Annotated in this window: 17 protein-coding genes; 7 read left to right on the top strand and 10 right to left on the bottom strand. The window is 58.5% G+C overall.

All coding sequences use genetic code 11. The annotated features are described in order from the left end of the window. Positions 1 to 201: 201 nt before the first annotated feature. The 4 genes from infB (at position 202) to ribF (ending at position 6,025) form a co-directional block, all read left to right on the top strand. The gene (gene infB / locus CE153_RS00660) at positions 202 to 3,063 is read left to right on the top strand and encodes a translation initiation factor IF-2 (RefSeq protein ID WP_099594825.1); all 2,862 of its coding nucleotides are present in this window, start codon (positions 202 to 204) and stop codon (positions 3,061 to 3,063) included. 135 nt (positions 3,064 to 3,198) lie between these two features. Continuing rightward, positions 3,199 to 3,702: a 30S ribosome-binding factor RbfA gene (gene rbfA / locus CE153_RS00655; RefSeq protein ID WP_039197164.1), complete on the top strand. Its 504-nt coding sequence runs from the start codon at positions 3,199 to 3,201 to the stop codon at positions 3,700 to 3,702. Further along, positions 3,686 to 4,750: a tRNA pseudouridine(55) synthase TruB gene (truB, locus tag CE153_RS00650; protein WP_099594824.1), complete on the top strand. Its 1,065-nt coding sequence runs from the start codon at positions 3,686 to 3,688 to the stop codon at positions 4,748 to 4,750. The genes rbfA and truB overlap by 17 nt, the downstream gene beginning before the upstream one ends. A gap of 48 nt (positions 4,751 to 4,798) precedes the next feature. Further along, positions 4,799 to 6,025 (top strand): bifunctional riboflavin kinase/FMN adenylyltransferase, encoded by a 1,227-nt coding sequence (gene ribF, locus CE153_RS00645; RefSeq protein WP_099570948.1) that lies wholly within the window; start codon positions 4,799 to 4,801, stop codon positions 6,023 to 6,025. A 173-nt stretch (positions 6,026 to 6,198) separates the two neighbouring features. Here ribF and CE153_RS00640 read toward each other — a convergent pair whose 3' ends face one another. The 7 genes from CE153_RS00640 to radA form a co-directional block, all read right to left on the bottom strand. Then, positions 6,199 to 6,969, bottom strand: coding sequence for an amino acid ABC transporter ATP-binding protein (locus tag CE153_RS00640; protein WP_099594823.1), 771 nt, complete (start codon positions 6,967 to 6,969; stop codon positions 6,199 to 6,201). Further along, a complete protein-coding gene (locus CE153_RS00635; RefSeq protein ID WP_039197173.1) occupies positions 6,966 to 7,844 on the bottom strand; it encodes an amino acid ABC transporter permease in 879 nt (292 codons plus the stop codon). The genes CE153_RS00640 and CE153_RS00635 overlap by 4 nt, the downstream gene beginning before the upstream one ends. A 35-nt stretch (positions 7,845 to 7,879) precedes the next feature. Next, positions 7,880 to 8,740, bottom strand: coding sequence for an ABC transporter substrate-binding protein (locus tag CE153_RS00630; RefSeq protein ID WP_039197175.1), 861 nt, complete (start codon positions 8,738 to 8,740; stop codon positions 7,880 to 7,882). Between the two features lie 145 nt (positions 8,741 to 8,885). Continuing rightward, complete coding sequence (locus CE153_RS00625) at positions 8,886 to 9,350, bottom strand: cupin domain-containing protein (protein WP_039197177.1); 465 nt, start codon at positions 9,348 to 9,350, stop codon at positions 8,886 to 8,888. Positions 9,351 to 9,380: 30 nt separating this feature from the next. Beyond that, positions 9,381 to 10,772 carry an amidohydrolase family protein gene (locus CE153_RS00620; protein ID WP_099594822.1) on the bottom strand — a complete coding sequence of 464 codons (1,392 nt, stop codon included), beginning with the start codon at positions 10,770 to 10,772 and terminating at the stop codon, positions 9,381 to 9,383. Further along, entirely contained in the window at positions 10,762 to 12,240 is a 1,479-nt protein-coding gene (locus CE153_RS00615; RefSeq protein ID WP_099594821.1) for an adenosylhomocysteinase, read from the bottom strand. Before CE153_RS00615 ends, CE153_RS00620 begins: the two co-directional genes overlap by 11 nt. A 112-nt stretch (positions 12,241 to 12,352) precedes the next feature. Next, positions 12,353 to 13,771: a DNA repair protein RadA gene (radA, locus tag CE153_RS00610; RefSeq protein ID WP_099594820.1), complete on the bottom strand. Its 1,419-nt coding sequence runs from the start codon at positions 13,769 to 13,771 to the stop codon at positions 12,353 to 12,355. A gap of 127 nt (positions 13,772 to 13,898) precedes the next feature. On the opposite strand from radA, the gene CE153_RS00605 reads away from it, so the two are divergent. Further along, on the top strand, positions 13,899 to 14,525 hold the full coding sequence (locus tag CE153_RS00605; RefSeq protein WP_099594819.1) for a hypothetical protein: 627 nt from the start codon (positions 13,899 to 13,901) through the stop codon (positions 14,523 to 14,525). 202 nt (positions 14,526 to 14,727) lie between these two features. Beyond that, positions 14,728 to 14,817 (top strand): 30S ribosomal protein bS22, encoded by a 90-nt coding sequence (locus tag CE153_RS00600; protein ID WP_004268639.1) that lies wholly within the window; start codon positions 14,728 to 14,730, stop codon positions 14,815 to 14,817. A gap of 219 nt (positions 14,818 to 15,036) precedes the next feature. On the opposite strand, the gene rpiA is transcribed toward CE153_RS00600, so the two are convergent. From rpiA to pgm, 3 genes are all read right to left on the bottom strand, one after another. Further along, positions 15,037 to 15,735, bottom strand: coding sequence for a ribose-5-phosphate isomerase RpiA (gene rpiA / locus CE153_RS00595; protein ID WP_099570946.1), 699 nt, complete (start codon positions 15,733 to 15,735; stop codon positions 15,037 to 15,039). A 174-nt stretch (positions 15,736 to 15,909) separates the two neighbouring features. Further along, a complete protein-coding gene (locus CE153_RS00590) occupies positions 15,910 to 17,190 on the bottom strand; it encodes a ribonuclease H family protein (RefSeq protein ID WP_099594818.1) in 1,281 nt (426 codons plus the stop codon). A gap of 578 nt (positions 17,191 to 17,768) precedes the next feature. Further along, the gene (gene pgm, locus CE153_RS00580) at positions 17,769 to 19,445 is read right to left on the bottom strand and encodes a phosphoglucomutase (alpha-D-glucose-1,6-bisphosphate-dependent) (protein WP_099594817.1); all 1,677 of its coding nucleotides are present in this window, start codon (positions 19,443 to 19,445) and stop codon (positions 17,769 to 17,771) included. Positions 19,446 to 19,766: 321 nt separating this feature from the next. On the opposite strand from pgm, the gene CE153_RS00575 reads away from it, so the two are divergent. Then, entirely contained in the window at positions 19,767 to 21,854 is a 2,088-nt protein-coding gene (locus CE153_RS00575) for a glucose PTS transporter subunit IIA (protein ID WP_099594816.1), read from the top strand. The last annotated feature ends 20 nt before the right edge of the window (positions 21,855 to 21,874 follow it).

The raw sequence follows: 21,874 nt of genomic DNA, 5'->3' as shown, positions 1-21,874 counted from the left end.
GCAACGGCAAGCCCGTGGGGATTCAATCCACGGGCTTGAGTATGCTGGACTCGATAATCCAAAGCGTGGGGGTTCATGCCGTCATGCCCAGGGAAAAGACGAGGTATCACGAACATGGTTGCACGATGAGAAGGAACAAGCTCGCCGTGAATCAGTAGCGGTCGCGCTCGTATGCGCGCGGCCCAAGATAGGAGAAATTGAGTGCCGAAAGCACGCGTATATGAACTTGCCAAGGAACTTGGCGTTGACAGCAAGACTGTTTTGAACAAACTTGAGGCGATGGGCGAATTTGTGAAGTCTGCATCGTCCACTGTTGAACCTCCGGTTGCCCGTAAGCTGAGGAATGCTTTCGCTTCCAACGCGAAGGGCAACGCATCCGAATCCAAGAAGCCTGCGGCTCCGGCCAAGAAGCCTGCGGCTCCGGCCAAGAAGCCGGCTGCCCCCGCAGCTTCGCCCACTCCTGCGCCTCGCGCCACCCCGGCTGCTCCCGCGGCATCCGCGGCAAAGCCTTCCGCTCCAAAGCCGGCACGTCCTACCGCATCCAAGTCCGAAGCTCCGAAGCCCGGGCAGCGTATGCCTCGTCCGGGTGATTCCCGCCAGCATGGCAATCGCGCCAACGGCAACGCCCCGCGTCCGCAGGGCGAACGCCGTCAGGGCGGCAAGCCAGCTCCGGTTCCGGGACCTCGCGCACAGCGCAACAATACCAATGCTTCGCAGGGCGGCAATGGCAACAATGCCGCCAATGGTGCGAAGCCGCACACTCCGGGTCCGCGTCCGGGCAACAATCCGTTCAGCCGCAAGCAGGGCATGCACACCCCAACACCGGGTGACATTCCGCGTCCGCATCCGATGAACCGTCCGAACGCCAATAACAATGGCGAAGGCCGTCGTGGCGGCCGCCCGGGGCAGGGTGGCGGCCAGCGTGGTGGTTTCCGCGGTCGTCCGGGTCAGGGCGCCGGTGCGAAGCCGGGCCAGTGGGGCCAGCATCGTCCGGGGCAGGGTGGCGGTCAGCGCCCTGCAGGCGGTGGTAACCGTTTCGGTGGCGGTTCCAATGCCAACGGCGGCGGTTTCCAGGGCGGTAATAGCGCTCCGAGCAACGGTCCAGCACGCGGCGGCGGTCGCGGTCGCGGCGGTGCTGCGGGCGCATTCGGACGTCAGGGCGGCAAGTCCTCGAAGGCCCGTAAGAATCGTCTGGCAAAGCGTCAGGAATTCCAGGAGATGAAGGCCCCGGTCATCGGCGGCGTGCGCATTCCTACTGGCAACGGCCAGACCGTTCGTCTGCGTCAGGGCGCATCCCTCGCCGATTTGGCCGAAAAGATCAACGTCAATCCGGCTGCTTTGGTCACCGTGCTCTTCCATCTTGGTGAGATGGCCACGGCAACCCAATCCTTGGACGAGTCCACCTTCCAGATCCTCGGCGAGGAAATCGGCTGGGATATCAAGATCGTGTCTGCCGAAGAGGAAGACAAGGAGCTGCTGCAGCAGTTCGACATCGACTTGGATGAGGAAGAACTGCAGGAGGATGAGGATCTGAAGCCGCGTCCGCCGGTCGTTACCGTGATGGGCCACGTCGATCATGGTAAGACCCGACTGCTCGACACCATCCGCCGTACCAACGTCATCGCACGTGAGGCCGGTGGCATCACCCAGCGTATCGGTGCATACCAGGTGACCGTCGATCTTGAGGGCGAACCGCGTAAGATCACGTTCCTTGATACCCCAGGCCACGAAGCCTTCACCGCCATGCGTGCCCGTGGCGCCGAGCTCACCGACGTCGCGATTCTTGTGGTCGCGGCGGATGACGGCGTGATGCCGCAGACCGTGGAAGCCATCAACCACGCGCAGGCAGCCAACGTGCCGATCGTGGTAGCCGTCAATAAGATCGATAAGCCGGGAGCGAACCCCGACAAGGTCCGCGGCCAGCTCACCGAATACGGTCTCGTGCCGGAAGAATACGGTGGCAACACCATGTTCGTCGACATTTCCGCCAAGCAGGGCACCAATGTCGACAAGCTGCTCGAAGCCGTGCTTCTTACCGCCGATGCTGAGCTTGATCTGCGTGCCAACCCGGATATGGACGCTCGCGGTGCCACCGTGGAAGCTCGACTCGACAAGGGCCGTGGTGCCGTGGCGACCGTGCTTGTTCAGTCCGGTACGCTGCACATCGGCGACTCCATCGTCGCTGGCACCTCCTACGGACGTGTCCGTGCCATGCTTGACGAGAACGGCAACCATATGAAGGAAGCCGCGCCGTCCACTCCGGTGCAGGTGCTTGGCTTGACCTCCGTGCCGACCGCAGGCGACCTGTTCCTGGTGGCCTCCGACGACCGTACCGCACGCCAGATCGCCGAGAAGCGTCAGGCCACCGAACGCGCCGCCCAGCTGGCCAAGCGTCGCAAGGTCGTGTCTCTGGAAAGCCTCAAGGAGCAGTTCGCCAAGTCCGAAGTCGACATGCTCAACATCGTCATCAAGGGCGATTCCTCCGGTTCTGTCGAAGCGCTGGAAGATTCCTTGATGAAGATCGAAGTGTCCGACGAGGTCGGCATCCAGGTGATCCACCGCGGCGTCGGCGCCATCACCCAGAACGACGTCAACCTGGCTACCGTCGACAAGGCCGTCATCATCGGCTTCAACGTTCGCCCGAACCGTCAGGTGGCGGATCTGGCCGAACGTGAAGGCGTGGAAATCAAGTACTACTCGATCATCTACAAGGCCATCGAAGACATCGAGGCATCCCTCAAGGGCATGCTCAAGCCGGAATTCGAAGAGGTTGTCACCTCCCACTCCGAGATCCGCGAAATCTTCCGTTCCTCCAAGTTCGGCAACATCGCGGGTGTCATGGTGCAGGACGGCGAAGTCAAGCGTGGTACGAAGTGCCGTATTCTGCGCAACGGCATCGCAACCGTCAACGATCTCGAGATCTCCTCGCTGCGTCGTTTCAAGGACGACGTTACTTCCGTCAAGGAAGGTTACGAAGCGGGTATCAACCTCGGTTCGTTCAACGACATCGAGCTTGGCGATATTATCGAGACCTTCGAAATGCGGGAAATCGAACGTAAGTAGTCGATTGATTCGAACCAACGATCGATAACAGGAAAGGAACGCCCACAGCTGATATACGGCTGCGGGCGTTCCGCAATACAACAAGAACTTATTTCAAAAACTAAGCTGATACATTTATCTGATTGAAGGACGATAATGGCAGGAACCAATCCTCGCGCCGCACGTATCGCGGCGTTGATTCAACGTGTGATCGCATCCTCCATGGAGGCGCAGCTGCACGACAAGCGTCTCGCAAACGTGACCATTACCGAAGTGCGTGTGACCAATGATCTGCAGATCGCCAAGGTCTACTGGACCCAGCTTGGCCGTGAAGGACACGAGCAGGGTGAACGTCGCCGCGCACAGCAGGCGTTGAACCAGGCCAAAGGCCGTCTGCGTTCCCTCGTGGGTACTAAGGCCGGCCTGCGCCTGACTCCGCAGCTCGAATTCGTGTTTGACGAGGTGCCGGGCGAAGCACATGAGATCGAAGATATTCTCGCCATCGCGCGCAAGCGTGACGAAGAGCTCGCCAAGACCCGCGAAACCGCGCAGTATGCGGGCGAGGCCGATCCGTACAAGCATCCGGAAGAGGACGATGACGATGATTTCGACGATGACGACGTCGAAGTCGAAGATTGGGACGATGACGAAGAAGCCTGAACATTCCGGTCTGCTGGTCATCGACAAGCCGCAGGGCGTCACCAGCCATGACGTGGTCGCGGCCGTACGCGGCGCCCTGCATATGAAGCGAGTCGGGCATGCGGGCACGCTCGATCCGATGGCCACCGGCGTGCTAGTGGTCGGATTCGGCAATGCCACGCGACTGCTCAACTACATTGTCGACCATAACAAAACGTATGAGGCCACCATTCGCCTTGGGCAACGCACCACCACGGACGATGCCGAAGGCGAGCTGCTGCCGGGGGAGCGGACAGCGAGCTTTCCCTCGCGTCAGGCCGTGGAACAGCTGATCGCAGAACGGTTCACAGGGCGTATCGAACAGGTACCGAACGTCTACTCCGCCATTAAGATCAACGGCCATCGCGCCTACGATCTGGCGCGCGAAGGCAAGGACGTGGAGCTTAAGGCACGCCCTGTGACCATCGAAGAGTTCAACGTGCGGCAGGCGCGTTACGGCTACACGCATAGCGATCATGCCGGCGCGGAACTTGCTGGCGCAATCGTGGACGAGACGGCAGGCGATGGATGGATTGCCGACACCGCACTGCATGAAGACATGCATCCCGTTATGGAACTCGACGTGACCGTGACCTGTTCCGCAGGTACCTACATTCGCGCGCTCGCACGCGATTTAGGTGAGGAACTCGGGTTGGGAGGCCATCTGACGATGTTGAGACGCACGCGCGTCGGCAGATTCTCGGTGGATATGCCCAACGTCATGAGCGCCCACGCTGAATCCAAAACATTCACCAATCGTGAAGGCACGGAAGTGACGCGCAATCGTGCGGTACTTGACGATGCCGATCATGCGCTCGATCATGCGCTAGATCCCGTGGCCAGTGCCGCGGCTTCCATGAGTATGCTGGCCGTCAGCGAGCAGGAGGCGGCCGACTTGCGTTTCGGACGCAGAATCGCACATGACATACATACGACCACGGCGGCGTACGTTGAGGAAACCAACGATTTGGTCGCCATCCTTGAACGTGCGAAACGTGGTGAGGCCAAACCGGTCGCGGTATTCAACTGAACCATCCAATCAGACTACAGACACGAATCCATACACAAGAAGGACATGATGAAGACAATCACGCTCACGCCTGATGCCAGTGGCATGGTGGATTGGCCTACACTGAGCAACGATAAGAAATCCGTGGTGACCATCGGTTCGTTCGATGGCATGCATCAGGGCCATCAGGCGGTGATTCGCCGCGTGGTGGAAGTCGCCAAGAAGGAGCAGTCCTTCTCCGTGGTGGTGCTGTTCGATCCACGCCCCGCTTTGGTACACGGTTATGCGGCGAAGAACGGTGGTCAGGAGCCGCCGACCGGTATGGCTGACACGCAAGCGCTCACCAGCATGCAGGAGCGTCTTCGCACCATCAACAAGCTGGGAGTGGATTACACGCTCATCGTGCACTACACACTGGCATTCGCGGCGAAATCATACCGATTCTTCCTCGGTCAGATGGTCGGCAAGCTGGGTATGCGCGCCTTGGTGCTCGGTTCCGACGCGGCCATGGGTGCGAATCGCGCCGGAGACGTGAAAGCCATTGAGGATCTCGCGCTCGCTACTGGTGTGTTCCAGCTTGAAGTGGTTGATGATCGAGGTCCCGGAGAGACCCGCGTGCCAGCCAATGCCCAACCGGTTACGCCGACCGGCCATGGCGAGCCGGCAGACCCGCTGGAAGGCGCTTCCAAGGCGGAACGCCGCGCATGGAGCAAGAAGAACCAAGCCAAGCTCGTGCGTGTGTGGAGTTCCACGAATGTGCGTTACCTGCTTGGCCGGGGACGCATCAAGGACGCCGATGCGATTCTGGGGCATCCGCACGCCGTGGAAGGCATTGTGGTGCACGGCGAGGAGCGTGGACGCACCATTGGATTCCCGACGGCGAATTTGAGTGACAATGTTGCCGGTTATCTGCCGGTTGACGGCGTGTATGCGGGTTGGCTCGTTGATTTGGGAGCGAAGACTACGGAGAGCGACCATGCGGAAGCGGCGTCCGATGGTATTTCGCAACAGTTTGACTCGTCTTCCGTTGACGCCCGCCTTGCCGATCATTCGCCATATCGTTGGCCCGCTGCGATTTCCATTGGCACCAAGCCGACCTTCAACGAGGCGACCGGCATGAATGAGCGTGTGGTCGAGGCCTACGCCATCACCGACGATTGGCTTGATTTGTACGATCATCAGGTGCGTGTGGAATTCGCTGGCTTCCTGCGTCCGCAGATCAAGTTCGATTCTGCGCAGGATCTGGTCGACGAGCTGAAGCGCAATGTCGAGGAGACCAAGCGAATTACTGCCTGATACTAATCGCAGCAATAATCGCAATAATAATCACGATAATGACAGTGATTAGTGAATGCTGGTATTTTCGATAAATTCGTATCAGTATTCAAAAAATAGCGGGGTTCTTACGTGAGAATCTACGTAAGAACCCTACTAATATAGTGTTATATAATTATGGAATTACCATAAGATTAATTGCGGAAATGAGAGAAGAATTCCTTTGTTTCCGGATCTTGCGATTCATCCATGACCTCATGTGGCGTGCCGTTCTCAGCAATGATGCCATGGCGCAGCAGCACAATGCGATCGGCTGCATCATGTGCGAAGCTCATTTCATGGGTCGTCATAAGGATCGTGGTGCCCTGCTCTTTGAGTTCGGCCACCATGTTCAGCACCTCGCCCACCAGCATCGGGTCGAGTGCCGAGGTGATTTCGTCAAGGAGCAGCAGTTCCGGATCGGTCATCAACGCTCGGGCGATGGCCACGCGCTGCTGCTGGCCGCCGGAAAGCTGATCGGGGTAGGCACCGGCCTTGGCTCGCATACCGATGCGGTCAAGCAGCTCCAGCGCGCGGGCTTCGGCACGATCCTTATTCCAATGGTGCACCTTGAGCGCCGCCAAGGTGACGTTCTTAATCACCGACATGTGAGGAAACAGGTTGAACTGCTGGAAGACCACGCCGATGCGCGAACGAATCTTATCCTGGTTGGCGTGAGGATCGGTGATATCCGTGTCTCCCAGCCAAATCTGTCCATCGTCGACACGTTCCAACAGATTCACGCATTTCATCAACGTCGACTTGCCCGAACCGGAAGGGCCGAGCAGCGCCACCACCTCATGCTGGTTGACATCGAAGGAAATGCCGTCAAGCACCGTGGTGGAGCCAAAAGATTTGCGGATGCCGTCCAGATGCAGCACAGGCGTCTGGGATACGTCTACGGACGGGGTCATAGTCTCGCTCATACCGTGCCTCCACTCAACTCGCGCTTACGCAAACGTGCCGAATACCAGTCGTTCAGCAGAATGAACGGCACGCTCATCAGAATGAACAGCAGGCTCGCTACCACATACGGGGTGAAATTGTAGGTGCTCGCCACCTCGATCTGGGCGGCACGCACTGCGTCGACTGCGCCCAGCACGGAAATCAATCCCACATCCTTCTGCATGGAAATGAAGTCGTTCATCAATGCGGGAGCGACCTTGCGCAACGCCTGCGGAATCACGATCATGCGTGTCGTCTGACCTGCGGTAAGTCCGAGGGAGCGCGCCGACGCGCGTTGCGAAGGATGCACATCATTGAAACCGGCGCGTAGCACTTCCGCCACATATGCCGAATAGCCCATGATCACGGCGATGGTGCCTAGGACCGACGGGTCGATACGTCCGAAAATACCCAAGCCGGGAATGCCGAAACCGATAAGATACAGCACGACGATCATTGGAATGCCGCGCATAATCGTGGTATACAACGCGGCAAGAGCGCGCAGCGGGAACAGTACGGGATTATTGCTGGTGCGCACCAACGCAATCAACGTGGCAAAAATGGCCACACCGACCAACGCTATGGCAAGCACCTTGATATTCAGCCACAATCCCTTCAAAATCTCGGGGAATGACGAAACGAAATATTCGGCGGAGAAGAACGTCTCCTTGACACGCGGCCAACCGGGGGACATCTTCAAACCGATGACGATGATCGCCACAAACACAATCGTGCTGATCAGACTGGTCATTACCGATTGCAATTGCTGCTTTTTGCGATACGCGCGCCGGGAAAGCTCGACCTCGCTAACTTGATGTTCAGCGAGGCCGTCCGGACGACTATCCGAAACACTCATGAGAGAAATCCTTATGTAGCGAGCTTGCCATGAGCCTACTTGAGTTCTGCCAGATCGGTGGTGTATTCGGCCAGCCACTTGTCCTGCAGGGCCTTGATAGTACCGTCGGAATCCAACTCCTTCACGGCCTTGGAGGCAGCGGAGGTGAGCTTGGAATCCTTCGGAAGCACAATGCCCATGCCGTTCGGATCGGTGGAGTCGGCAATGCGGCCGACGACCATGGCGTCCTTAACCTGCTCGGACTGCACCATGTACACGCATTCCACGGTGCTGGTCACCAGAGCGTCGATCTGGCCGGCGTCGAGCGCCTGGGCCACGGCGGCGTCATCGTTGAAGGTCTGCACGTCATCCTTGATCTTCTTGGCGTACTTGTAGCCTTCGGTGCCTACCATCGCGCCGATGGTGGCGTCCTTCAAGTCGGTCAGGCTCTTGGCCTTGGCGTACTTGCCGTCCTTCTTGACGATAATGGCCTGAGAATCGTTGTAATAGCTGGCGGAGAAATCTACAGCCTTCTTGCGTTCAGGAGTGATGCCGAACTGCTGGATGTTCATATCCCAATCCTTGGCGCCCGGTGCGATGGCAGAATCGAACGTAGTGCGTGTCCATACCACGTCGGACTTCTTGAAGCCCATCTTCTCGGCGACGGCGTAAGCCACGGCTGCCTCATATCCCTTGCCAGATTCTGGCTTGTCGTTCATGACCCACGGTTCGTAGGCCGGATCGCCGGTGGCGATGGTCAGCTTGCCGGGAGTGACGGTCTGCTGCGTGATGTCGGAGCTGTCGGAGCCGGCCGACTTGGTATCGGAGCCGGATCCGCAGGCGGCGGATAGCGTCAGCGCGGCGATGGATGCCAACGCCGCCGCGGCACGTATAAATTTTCTGCCTGAGAATGCCATTTTTCTTTACCCTTGTCTTCATGCTGCGTGTAAAGCGCGATTCTTCTTGTCCATAATGAACGTACGCCACTATAGACTATTGATGTTTCTGAAACGGCGCACGCGATATCGCATTATGTGATATCGCATTATCGACGGACTCGCGTTATTCGAGCGTGAATCCGTCGAACACAAAACCGGGACTGACCACACAGGAGACAAGCGCGTCGCCCTTTCCTGGAACGGTGCGTTGCCAGACCCCTGCAGGTACCACGGCATGGCCGGTGGGGATTCCCTGCGCGCCGTCCGGAGCGATTCCCGTGCCCAGCACGATGGATTCCACTGTGCCATCGCCGGCGGGCGAATCGCCCGTGCCTCCCAATTGCAACGTGACCGGGGCTGGACCGTGCCATAACCAGATTTCATCGGCGTCCACCTTATGCCAGGCGCTCATGTCTCCCTCCGGCAGGAGGAAGTAGATCAGCGATGACAGGGGACGGTGCGAGGCTTCGTCCGTTTGCGGCGACTGCCAGTCGCGTACATACCATCCGCCTTCCGGATGGGCTTCAAGACCAAGGTCCGCCACCACGCCACGGGCATAATCGCTCATCTGATCAAGTGGGACACTCATGATATTCCTTTCGTTTGTATCGCTGTGCCGTCAGCGAAGGTCGAACGCGCCGTCGTTGTAGACGATATCGCCGGAAATGATGGTCGCCCGGTTGGTGCCGGCCCCATGACGGACGAAATCCTCCAAGGTTCGTTCGATGGCCTGGGGTGAGTCCGTGCCGACGGGAATGTCGAAGAACGCAAGATCGGCTGTGGCACCAGCGTTGATCTGACCGATACGGCCCGCGCCAACATGCAATCCCATTTCCTCGGCGCCGCCGATGGTGATCATGCGAATGATGCGGTGGGTCAGGTCATCGCGGGTGTACCCCTGCTCGCGTGCCAGATCGTAAACCATGGCCGCATCGTCGAGCACGTCCAGGCTGGGCGAGCTCGACAGTGAATCCGTGCCGATGGCAAGCAGATTGCCCTCTTCAAGATATTGGCGGATCGGCGCGTCCTTGCCTGTCACGGTAATGCGGTTGGAACGCGGACACAGTGCCACGCCAACCCCACGCTGGCGTAGGATGCGGCGATCCTCCGCATCGGCCCACACGCCATGCGCGATATGCACGTCCGGGCCGAGCGACCCCAGCTGGTCGACGAACTGGATGGCGGACGCGCCCTTGCCTGCGGCCTTGAGCTGCTTGTAGCTGTCCCACTGGCCATCACGCCAATCGGCTGCGGAATACGTGGTGAGCGTGGACTCATGCTCACCTGCCTCGATCGGCGTTTCCGACAGGTGGATATGCAGTCGCATGTCGAGCTGACGTGCAATGTCGGGAAGATCCACGAACGGTTCCGTCTCCAACGTGTAGGGAGCATGCGGGCTGATGCCGATGCTTGGCAACCCCTCGTGATGCATGTGCCCGAGATTGCTAATCAACTCGGCGATGCCATCGGTTTTCCAATCGTCGTTATGCCAGCCCATGACCTCCCAATAGGCGATGCCATGCATGCCCTGCGAGGCAAGCGCGCCCACGGCTTCCGGGTCGGTGACGATATCGGCTGCCGCGGTCGTGCCGGCTTCTACCATCATGCGCGCGCCCTGATATGAGGATTCCTTCCACGGGCGTGTTTCCTGCAGCTTCTCGTACACTTCGTTGAAGCCGAGTTCCCAGGCGCGGAAGCGGTCGTAGGTTCCACGTCCCACTTCGGCCATATTGGTGTACTGAAGATGCGTGTGCGCGTTGATCAGGCCGGGGGTGATGATGCCGTCCCAATGGTGTTCGACGATGCGCCCATTGGCGGCCATATCGTGCTTCAGCGCATCGAGCACCCACTGTCGGGTGCCCACATGCACCACTCGGCTGCCGGACACCGCGATGGCGCCATTGAGCACCACCGGTCCGGTGACGGGAATGATCAGCGGAGAGCTGTACAGCGTCACCGAGTCGAGCGGCTGCGGATGCGCGGCCAGGTGCAGGGGGTTGTCAAGCTGCATGATGCTGTTCCTTTTCGTTTTCCGCGAAACGGGTGAGGGTCCAATCGTAACCGTTATCGGCTACCGCTTGGCTTGCCTGGTAGCCGCGTACGCGCAATGCGATATCGGCGATATCGCAATCGATATCATGTCCAAGCTTCTGCAGTCCGTTCTGCAGTTTTCCTTGATTTCTCAACAGATGCGTGACCGCTGATATCTGCACGGCGAAGCTTAGATCCATGATTTCGATCGGATTGCCGCCTCCGACGGTGTAGTTGACGCCGTCGCCTTCCGAAATAAGCCGGATTCGCGGTCCGCTTGGAACGTCAAGATTGCGGATTTCACGCTTGTTCTCCGCTTGGAAACCGTCAATTTCGTCCAATGCGATTTCGTTGGCGATGCCTCCGATCACCGAAAGCACGGCATTCGGCTTCATGATCTGCAGATGCTGCATGGCGATGGTGTGACGCACGCCGGTTGCGGAAATCACGATATCGGATTCGGAAATCGCGTGATTGATATCGTCGGCGCCGAATCCGTCGAATACGGCCTGCAATGCGACCACGGGATTGGTGTCGCAAATGGTTACGTTGGCGCCGAGCGCACGTACGCGATGCGCGAAACCGCGTCCGACAGGACCATAGCCAACCACGCATACGTTTTTGCCTGCGAAGCAGTCATGGCCGAGAATGCGCTGCATGGTGGTGACGCAGGTTTCGCCGGTGCCGTGCGCATTGTCGAAACCGGTTTTCAGCATGCTGTCATTGACTGCGATAACGGGGAACGATAGCGCTCCGGCGTCCTGCATGGCTTGGAACGCGCGAATGCCGCTGGTAGTCTCTTCCGCCACGCCTATGATGTGTTTCATCAGCTCGGGGCGTTCCATCGCGGCCAGTCGCGCGAAGCTCGCACCATCGTCGATGATGATGTTCGGCCGGATCTCATCAAGCAGGTCGAGTGCCCCCTGATGCGCCTGCTCCGGCGTCCAATCGGGATTGTATGCGACGGGAATGCCCTCTTCGCGTAGCTGCGCCGCGACGCGCTCGTCATTGGCTTCAGAACCGCAGTATGCGCCGACGATGGCTCCTGCCTGCTTCAATTGGCGGAGCAGCACGGCGGTTTTCGGCTCAAGAATCAGGCAGACCGCAATGCGAATGCCGGTGAAATCAACATCCTGTCGTGCCTCGCGCATAAGTTCCGCCGACACCGGCATATGATCCTGTGCGAAATCAATCGCCTCTGCTCCGGTCAATTCGCGTGCATCGGGTACTTCGTCCACGGGAACCGTTGCGTCAATGGCATGGTATGTCTGCGATTCGGCCTGATTGTAAACGGGAATCATGCCCCAATCCTGCGCTTTGGCGAGATCTGATTGCGTGAAACATGCCTGTGTATCGTCATCGCCGACATGCAAGCGGGTGCCGGCCAGCGAAAGATTGGTTTTCTGGGAATATTCCGCGGCCCATGCACTGAATTGCGATTGTTCCATGAATCACCTTTCCTTAATCCGTCTTCTCTGCCCGCGCATTGCGTTGCAGCTGCATAAGCATAATGTATATGCTTCGCGCGCATACATGCGAAAACGGTATGTAGGGTGTGTACTATCGCAACATGGCGCCAAGCGCATCCTGCAATATGTCGACCTGAACGATCGACAATCCGGGAATCGCGATTTCCCTACGTAATGTCGGCACTACAGCGGTGGTGAAGCCAAGACGGGCGGCTTCGCGCAACCGGTATTCCAGTCGAGGCACCGGACGCACCTGCCCGGTCAACGAAATCTCACCGATCGCACACGTGGTGCGGCCGATCGCCTTCGACTTCGCGGCGCTCGCCAACGCGCCCACAATCGCCAGATCGCAGCCCGGCTCACGTGCCTGACCTCCGGCAATCGTAGAAATATACAGGTCGTTCGCCAGAAGATTGACGTTGCCATGCCGGTATAGCACCGCCACCAGCATGGCGATGCGGTTCGCATCCACGCCGTTTGCCGCACGTCGAGGCGTCGGCAGCACGGATTTGGTAACGAGCGACTGCACTTCGATGGGAAGACTGCGATGCCCATCCAACGTGAATGTCACGCACGTGCCTTCCACCGAAGTGGGATTGGCGGAATTGGAAGACGACAGAAAAAGCCCCGACGGGTCCGTCACCTCTTCGATGCCTTCGCCGCTCATATCGAAACAGCCGACCTCATCGGTGGGGCCGAAACGATTCTTCACCGCGCGCAGCATACGCAACGCGGTTTCAGCGTCCCCTTCGAACTGGCAGACCACATCAACGAGATGCTCCAGCGTGCGCGGGCCGGCAATCGAGCCGTCTTTGGTGACATGACCGACCAATAATACTGGAATATCAAGCGTTTTTGCGGTGTCGATCAGGGCGCTCGCCACTTCGCGCACCTGCGTCGACCCTCCGGAAATTCCGTCGACTTCCTGCGAGACGATGGTCTGCGCGGAATCGACGATGGCCAGCGCAGGCTTGCTTTGCTCGATCAGTCCGAGCACGGTCGACAGGTCGGTGGTGGCGGCCAGTAGCAGATTAGGTTCGACAGCGCCTATGCGTGAGGCCCGCATACGCACCTGCGCTTGCGATTCCTCGCCGGAAATGTACAGTACCGTGTTGCGTTCCGGTTGCGCCGCACAAAGACGGGCCACGTTGCCGGCGGTTTCCAGCAGCAGCGTTGATTTGCCGATGCCCGGCTCGCCTGCGATGAGCGTCACAGAGCCGGGTACGATGCCGCCGCCGAGTATGCGGTTGAATTCTGTGAAACCCGTGCTGATTCTGGAAATGTTTTCCGTACCGATTTCCGTGATGGGCTTTGCGGCGGAAGCGGGCACCGCATGCGATTGCGTGCGCGATGTGCGCCCAGGAGCCGCGGTGCGTTTCGAAGCGGCGGGACGGGCCTCATGAAATTCCTCGATGGTGCCCCACTGGCCGCATTCGGGGCAGCGGCCCAGCCATTTCGGGCCGTTCCAGCCGCATTCGGAACATACAAATTGTGAGGACGTCTTTGCCATACCGCCGACAATACGGATATTTTGAGACAAGCGTTCGCCGCGATGCTAAGGGGGTACTGATGCGGGGGTGCTGCGCGATTGTGTCGTCCGGATTTGAGCGTCTTGCGGATGTGAAAGAATAACAGCCATGTCTAATACGCAAACTTCCTCTTCCCATGGCAAGCTGATTGTGGCTGTCGTTGCCGCCGCTTTGGTGGTTGTACTCGCTTTGGTATCCGCTTTTATTTGGCCCGGCTGGGCGTTGAACAAGGGTGACGGGGCGAGCTCTCAAGGCACCACTTCTCGGGGAGCGTCGCAGGATGCCTCCGAACCGACCACGCCGTCCATCGACGCGGTGGCTTTGCCGGATAATGCCAGCGAACTGCTGAAGGCCATGCCTGATTCCGTACTGAATTTCGCACGTACCAAGGCCGATGCCAGCACTTCCTGGAGCGGCGCGTCTCCGGTTGAGGAGTACACGCTGACGTATTCAACTGGCACGGACGGTCAGGAAGTCACTCTTGAAGTGGCGCAGTGGTCCCAAGACAAGGATGCGCAAAGCCAGTACGACAATCTGACCGGCGCCATGACTGGCAAGGAGCTGGGCAGCGGCAATGTGAAGGTTTCCGGCGAGGCTACCGGCTCCTACAGTGCCAAAACCGATCCGAACGATGAGACCAAGGCCATTGCCGTCTGGCGTAACGATACCGTGGTGTTCCAAGCCACTGGTGCCAAGGATTCGGTGCAGCGCTTCTACCAGCAGTTTCCGCTGTGACATTTGGTGGTCGGATACTAGACTCGCATGATGCACGCATAATTCTGTCGTGTCCTATGAGGATTGTGGTTGATCTGACTTTCCAATAAAGGGGTGCGTGCTTCCACCATGTGAATGCGGTTGTGCGCGTTCGTCCCCGAAGCAGTGTAGTATTGGGCAAGTTGCAAACTTTTACCCTTTGAGTTTAAGAACGGAGGCTGAGATGGGCTCGGTCATCAAGAAGCGCCGCAAGCGCATGAGCAAGAAGAAGCACCGCAAACTGCTTCGTAAGACTCGCCACCAGCGCAAGTAGTCTTCAGGCGCGGTTGAAGCGTCGCTTAAACAAAATCCCGCATATCTTTTCTCTGATATGCGGGATTTTTGCATATCTCAAGGAAATAAACGAAAATCACGAAAACGAAGTCACAGGCAAAATGCAACATCAAAGTCAATAAATGCAAATGAGGCTGTGCGTTCGATGTGAACGCACAGCCTCATAAGGGTTCGCGGAACTTCCTCTACTGCTCTAATCTCATTTGTTGGAGTTGGTGAGCACGCGCGGGCCGTTTGGATCGCCTACGATGACCTGATCCACCATGTGCAGGAACAGGCCGTGCTCCACCACGCCGACGGTGTTGATGAGGTCTTCGGCCAGAGCTTCCGGGTGTTCGATGCACTCGAGGTGCAGGTCGACCACATAGTTGTTTTCGTCGGTACGTACCGGATGACCTTCGGCGTCGAGGCGCAGCACCGGCTTGTAGCCGCGTGCTTCGAACTTCTTGACGACCTGGCCTGCGCCGAACGGAATCACCTCGACCGGCAGCGGGAACTTGCCAATGGTGTCGACGACCTTGGATTCGTCCACGATCCACACGATCTTGTTGGAGTTGGTGGCCACGATCTTCTCCCACAGCAGGGCAGCGCCGCCGCCCTTGATGCCGTTGAAGTTCTTGTCGACCTCGTCGGCGCCGTCAATGGTCACGTCGATGTGATCAACGTCATCGATGTCGACGATCTTGATGCCGTAGCCTTCGGCCTGCTCCTGGGTGCGGCGAGAAGTGGTCACGCCGGTGAACTCCAGGCCTTCCTCCTGCACGCGGCGACCGAGCTCGTCGACCAGGAAACGCACGGTCGAGCCGGTGCCCAGACCTGCGATCATGCCGTTCTGAATCAGCTTGGCAGCTTCGATGCCGGCTGCTTTCTTCAATGCGTCCTGCTGTGCCTTGTCCATGATCCTCCTTCGATATGGGGTTAAGACCGTCTCCATATTATCGGATGTGTTGATTTTTGTACGTTTGTCGACATGTCTTGGCCGATGATGTGCAATCAATTGCTGGCAAATGTTTTCACGAGGTGTTTCACGCGCTTTTTTGGATGGGGATATGGGTTTCGGTGTGCGATTCCGCTAATTGTGTTTGACTGCGAACGGCGCGTCCTCCAATACCAGTGTGCCATCGCCCTGCACATACCCTTCCACCGCGATGTAGCCGCAAATACGGCGGAGTCCGCCGTCGAACGTCGGACTGGAATTTGGCGGGGGAGTGAAACGAATGGTGCCCGACACCGACAGTCCCGAAGGGCTTTTCCGGCGTGGTTGCTGGGATTGTTGCGGTTGCGTCGCCGATTGTGGTGCGCCTGCTTGCGATTCCTGTGTTTCTGGTGATTTCAGGGAGTCGACGATTTCATCAGACTGCGTCGCCGATTGCTCGGATTGCGTTGGCTGCGCCGTTCCGTCGGATGCATTTTCTGCGTCTTCACGCGGGAAATAATCCGTTTTGATCAGCATTTCCGCATATGATTTGTGCGGTGCAGTGGTATCGGATGGCGTGGAGTCGGACGTCGCGGTATCGGATGGCGTGGCGTCGGATGCGGTCGTGGCAAGCACGGTGGTCGGTTCCAGCATTTTGTCGGATTCTGCCGTCATTCCGTTTGGGGGCAACGGCAACGTCGCCTCGTCGGGTGCGGGGTAGCCTTCGGACTCCACCAGCATGTCCGCTATGGAACGCGGCCGCGGTTCCGGATCGGACACATCCATCAGAACGTTGGTCGGAGAACCGTCGGCGGATTCGCCCTGTCCACGTCCGATATGGTATTCGTCCGAAGTGATTTTGCCGTCGAGCAGCATCTGCGCATCGTCGGGAACATCGGTGCCTTGCGAGTATTCGGAAGCCAGCAGCGATTGCCAGCCCTCCAAAGGAAGATATCCTTCGCGAACCTTCGAACGGCAATCGCCGGCATAAGTGCGCGCAAGCTCATCCACCTTCTCGTTGCCCGCATTGCCGGCATGGCCCTTGACCCATACGAATTTCACCGATCCAGGACGTTTGGAAATCTCGGCGTCGATTGCGCGAATCAAATCCGCGTTCTTCACCGGCTTCTTCTGCGAGTTCTTCCAGCCGTTCTTCTTCCAGCCATGTACCCACGTGGTGGAACAGTTGATCGCATACTGCGAATCGGTTTCGATCACCAACGGTTCGGAACCGGGATGCGCGCGCAACGCCTCCAACACCGCGCACAGTTCGCCGATCTGGTTGGTGCCGTTCGTTGCTCCACCGGCGTCGCAATCACCTTCATGGTGGTGTCCCGGCTTGCCGCCCGTCGCGAGTTCGTGATCGGCCCAACCCCAACCCATCGGACCATTCGGATTACCCAAAGCGGAACCGTCTGTAGAAACCGTAATCGTCATGTCTCTACCCTACGAAAGCCGCAAGACGCCTATCATACGGAACGAATCGCGTCTGATGGGCGAACAATCAGTCATCCAAGCACAGCATGACAGAAGTGCGGAACGGTGTGCCATCATAATCGAACGACGTCGTGCCGTGATGCCGTTTGCATGGCTTCGTTTGAAATATTCCGTGCACATGACGGCCATCGGTTGGCGTTCGGCGTCATAGTCTTCGACGATGGCGATGCGCATTGTTCACCTCCCATGCAGATTTCCCATGCAGATTGGCGGGGCCTCTGGGCTGAGCGTTGCGTCGTCATCAGTCAAGCAGAATGCGAAGCGGGGCAGTAGGAAGACGGTCGCGTGCGCTTCATGCCAGAATTTGACGTTTCATGCCAGAATTTGACGTTTCATGCCAGAATTTGACGTTTCATGCCAGAATTTGACGTTTCATGCCATATTGCGATTCGTATTTGGTTGATTTGTATTTGGCTGGATATGCGAGAAGCCCACCTTCTTCTCGAAAAGAAGGCGGGCTTCCCGATGGATTTTACGAATGATTGGCGAACGGCTGGATTATGCCGATTCGCCGATTATCACTCGGCTAGGGCTTTGTCCACGACTTCGGTGGCTTCGGCGAGCACCTTGTCAAGAGCCTCCGGGGATTCGAAGGACTCAGCGTACACCTTGTAGATGTTTTCGGTGCCAGACGGGCGTGCCGCGAACCAGTTGTTCTCGGTGGTGACCTTCAGGCCTCCGATCTTGGCGTTGTTGCCCGGAGCCTCGGTGAGTTTGGCGGTGATGTTTTCGCCGGCCAGCGTGGTGGCAGCAACGTCGTCGCCGGAAAGCTTGGCGAACTTCTGCTTCTGCTCCAGCGTGGTAGGCGTGTCGATACGCTTGTACCAGCTTTCGCCGAAGCGCTCCACCTGCTCCTGATGCAGCTGTGCCGGGTTCTTGCCGGTCTTGGCGGTGATTTCCGCAGCCAGCAGATCAGGGATCAGACCGTCCTTATCGGTGGTCCACACGCGGCCGTCCTTGCGCAGGAAGCTCATGCCGGAGCTCTCTTCGCCGCCGAAGGCGACTTCACCCTTGAACAGCGGATCAACGAACCACTTGAAGCCGACCGGAACCTCAACGAGCTTGGCGTCGATGGAAGCGGCCACGCGGTCGATCAGGGAGGAGGAGACCAGCGTCTTGCCGATGCCGGCGCCTTCCGGCCAGCCCGGGCGATTGCCGCCGAACAGATACTCCACGCACACGGCGATGTAGTGGTTCGGATTCATGACGCCCCAGTTCGGGCATACGATGCCGTGGCGGTCGGCATCCGGATCGGTGCCGCCGACCAGATCGTACTTGTCCCAAGCGCCGTTGTTGAGGGAGTCCACGAGGCCCTTCATTGCGTACGGTGAACTCGGATCCATGCGAATCTTGCCGTCGTGGTCGATGGTCATGAAGCTCCAGGTCGGGTCGACCTGCGGGCGCACCACGTCGATGGTCAGGTTGAACTTCTCGTTCATCAGCGGCCAGTAGTTGACGGAAGCGCCGCCGAGCGGGTCGATGCCCAGGCGCACGCCGGAGGAACGGATTGCGTCGAAGTCGATGACGTTCTCCAGATCGGCGACATAGTGCTCACGGAAGTCGAAACGTTCGACCAGGTCGGACTTGACGGCCTGCTCGAACGGAACACGCTTGATGTTCTTGAAATCGCCGAGCAGTTCGTTGGCGCGGTCGGCGATGGCGTTGGTGACATCCGCCGGAGCCGGGCCGCCGGTGACCGGGTCATACTTGAAGCCGCCATCGGTCGGCGGGTTGTGCGATGGGGTCACGACGATGCCGTCAGCTAGGCCTTCGCCCGTGAAGCGCTGGGTGCCGTCAGCTGCACGGTTGTGGGTCAGGATGGCCTGAGACACAACCGGGGTCGGGGTGAAGTCGTCGCGCGAATCGATGCGAACGGTCACGCCGTTGGCGACGAGCACTTCGATGGCGGTCTTCCAAGCCGGCTCGGACAGGGCGTGGGTGTCGCGGCCGATATACAACGGGCCGGTCACGCCGGCCTTCTTGCGGTATTCGGCGATGGCCTGGGTGATGGCGATGATGTGGGCCTCGTTGAACGAGGTCTTCAGGGACGATCCGCGGTGGCCGGAGGTGCCGAAGGAGACACGCTGTTCGGGAACGTTGGGGTCGGGGACGACGTCATAGTACTTGCCGATGACCTCGTCGACATTGATTAAATCTGCTGGGGTGGCGGGCATTCCCGCATTGTTTGCAACCATAGCCACTATTCTGCCACGCTTTTGCTGCGAATGTGCGTAATTGTCCCATTATGTGCGATGAATACGTTGTCTATTTATTGCATGTTCAGATATAAATATAAGTATTTTCGATAATGATGGATTGTGCTTTCGGTCGATTTGCGCAATGTCAGATGATGGTGTATAGTTCTATGCTATTCGACTGAAGCAGGGTTGCTAGTCAACATAATGACGCAAGACCTGAGATGTGGCTTAACCATAGTCATATCTCAGGTCTTTTTTGTTGCCCGAAGCAGTGTTGCTCGGATCGAATCGGTTGTAAGGGAAAGAAAGGAAAACAGGATGGCTGACTCACTCGCAGCGCAGATCATCGCTGCAATCGGTGGTCATGAAAACGTTCGCAGTCTGACGCATTGTGCCACTCGACTGCGCTTTGAATTGGTTGATGCATCCAAGGTCGATCAGAACAGTCTCGAGCACATGCAAGGCGTGCTCGGTGCGGTACCGCAGAGCGGTGACCGTTTTCAGGTGGTAATCGGCGGTGGCGTTGCCACCGTGTACGAAAACATCATGCATCTGCCCGAAATGGCCGGTGTCGGCGGTACCTCCGCATCCGGCGATGGTCAGAAGAGCAATGCCGACGTTAAGGCCGAAGCCCGTTCCAAGGCCCGCGGCAAGGTGGCCTGGCTGGACTCCTTCTTTGAGTATCTCGCCGATTCTTTCCGCCCGATTCTGGGCGTGCTGCTCGGCGCTTCCATCATCATCGCGCTGGTCAACCTGCTTATTTCGCTGGACGTCATTCCGAATGACGAAGCCTCCGCGGGCTGGGTGTTCGTGAAAGCCATCTGGAAGGGTGTATTCTACTTCCTGCCGATCATGGTCGCCTACAACGCAGCCAAGAAGCTCAAGGTCGACCCATGGCTGGGTGGTGCCATCATGGCCATCCTCATGACCCCGCAGTTCACCGGCTTGATGGACGCCAAGACCACCACGTGCGTGGAGAATGCCGCGCTGGGCACTAAGTCTTGCACGGCCAGCATATTCGGTCTGCCGATGGCATTGAGCGACTATTCCGGCAACGTGTTCGTGCCGCTGCTCATGGCTGCCGTACTTGCTCTCGTCTACCACGGACTGAAGAGGATCATCCCCGAAAGCGTCCAGCTGGTCTTTGTGCCGTTCTTCTGCCTGATCATCGTTGGCGCACTGACCGCCTTCATCATCGGCCCGATTGGCGTGTGGGTCGGCAACGGTCTCGGCGTCGGCTTGGCCTGGATGAACACCCATGCTCCGTTCATCTTCGCCATCATCATTCCGATGCTGTACCCGTTCCTCGTGCCGCTCGGTTTGCACTGGCCGCTCAACGCCCTGATGCTCATGAACATCCAGACTCTCGGTTACGACTTCATCCAAGGCCCGATGGGCGTGTGGAACTTCGCCTGCTTCGGCGCTACGGCTGGTGTGCTCTTCCTTGCTGTGCGTGACAAGGACAAGGACATGCGCCAGACCGCTCTGGGTGCGCTCGCGGCCGGCCTGCTCGGTGGCGTTTCCGAACCGTCCCTGTACGGCATTCACCTGCGTTACAAGCTCATCTACAAGCGCATGCTGGTGGGCTGCGGTCTCGGTGGCGTCGTCATCGCCATCCTTGGTTGGCTCTTCCCGTCCGTCACCGCCGCCGGCCAGACCGTGCATGGCGTGACCACCACTGCCTTCGCATTCACTTCGCTGCTGACCATTCCGGTCTTCAACCAGATGTGGGTGTATGCAGTGTCCATCGCCGTGTCCTTCCTCACCTCCTTCCTGCTGATCATCACCTTCGACTACCGCACTCCGGAGCAGAAGGCTGAAGTGCTGGCCCGCACGTCCGCCAATCAGAAGGGCGCTGTCCCGTCGGTCGAAGCCAAGGGCGCCGCTCCGGCTGCTGCCACTGCGACTGCCACTGCTGCCGCTACCAAGACCGAAGCCCCGGCTGCTGCCACCACCGACGAAGTGAATGCTCCGGTCGCAGGCCATGTGATTTCCCTGGACGAAACCGGCGATCCGGTGTTTGCATCCCGCGCACTAGGCGAAGGCGTCGGCATCCAGCCGGCAGACAGCACCGTCGTCTCACCGGTATCCGGCGTGCTGCAGACCGTCGCCGAAACCGGTCACGCATTCGGCATCAAAACCGATGATGGCGTGGAAGTGCTCGTGCACGTCGGCATCGACACGGTGAAGATGAACGGCGAAGGCTTCGATGTGAAGGTCAAGGCCAACGAACACGTGAACGCGGGGGACACCCTCGTTGTCGTCGACTTTGATAAGGTTAAGGAAGCTGGATACAGCACCACCACATTGATGACGGTGCTGAACACAGTGGCCTTCGCGTCCGTCACGCCAAAGACCGGCGTCGATGTCAAGGCCGGTGAGTCGGTGATCGGCATTCAGCACTGACCAATCGCATAGTCGGAAGG

The organism is Bifidobacterium sp. N4G05, assembly GCF_002742445.1.
In the GTDB taxonomy this organism is placed as follows: domain Bacteria; phylum Actinomycetota; class Actinomycetes; order Actinomycetales; family Bifidobacteriaceae; genus Bifidobacterium; species Bifidobacterium hominis.
This window is presented reverse-complemented; position numbering and strand designations above follow the sequence as displayed.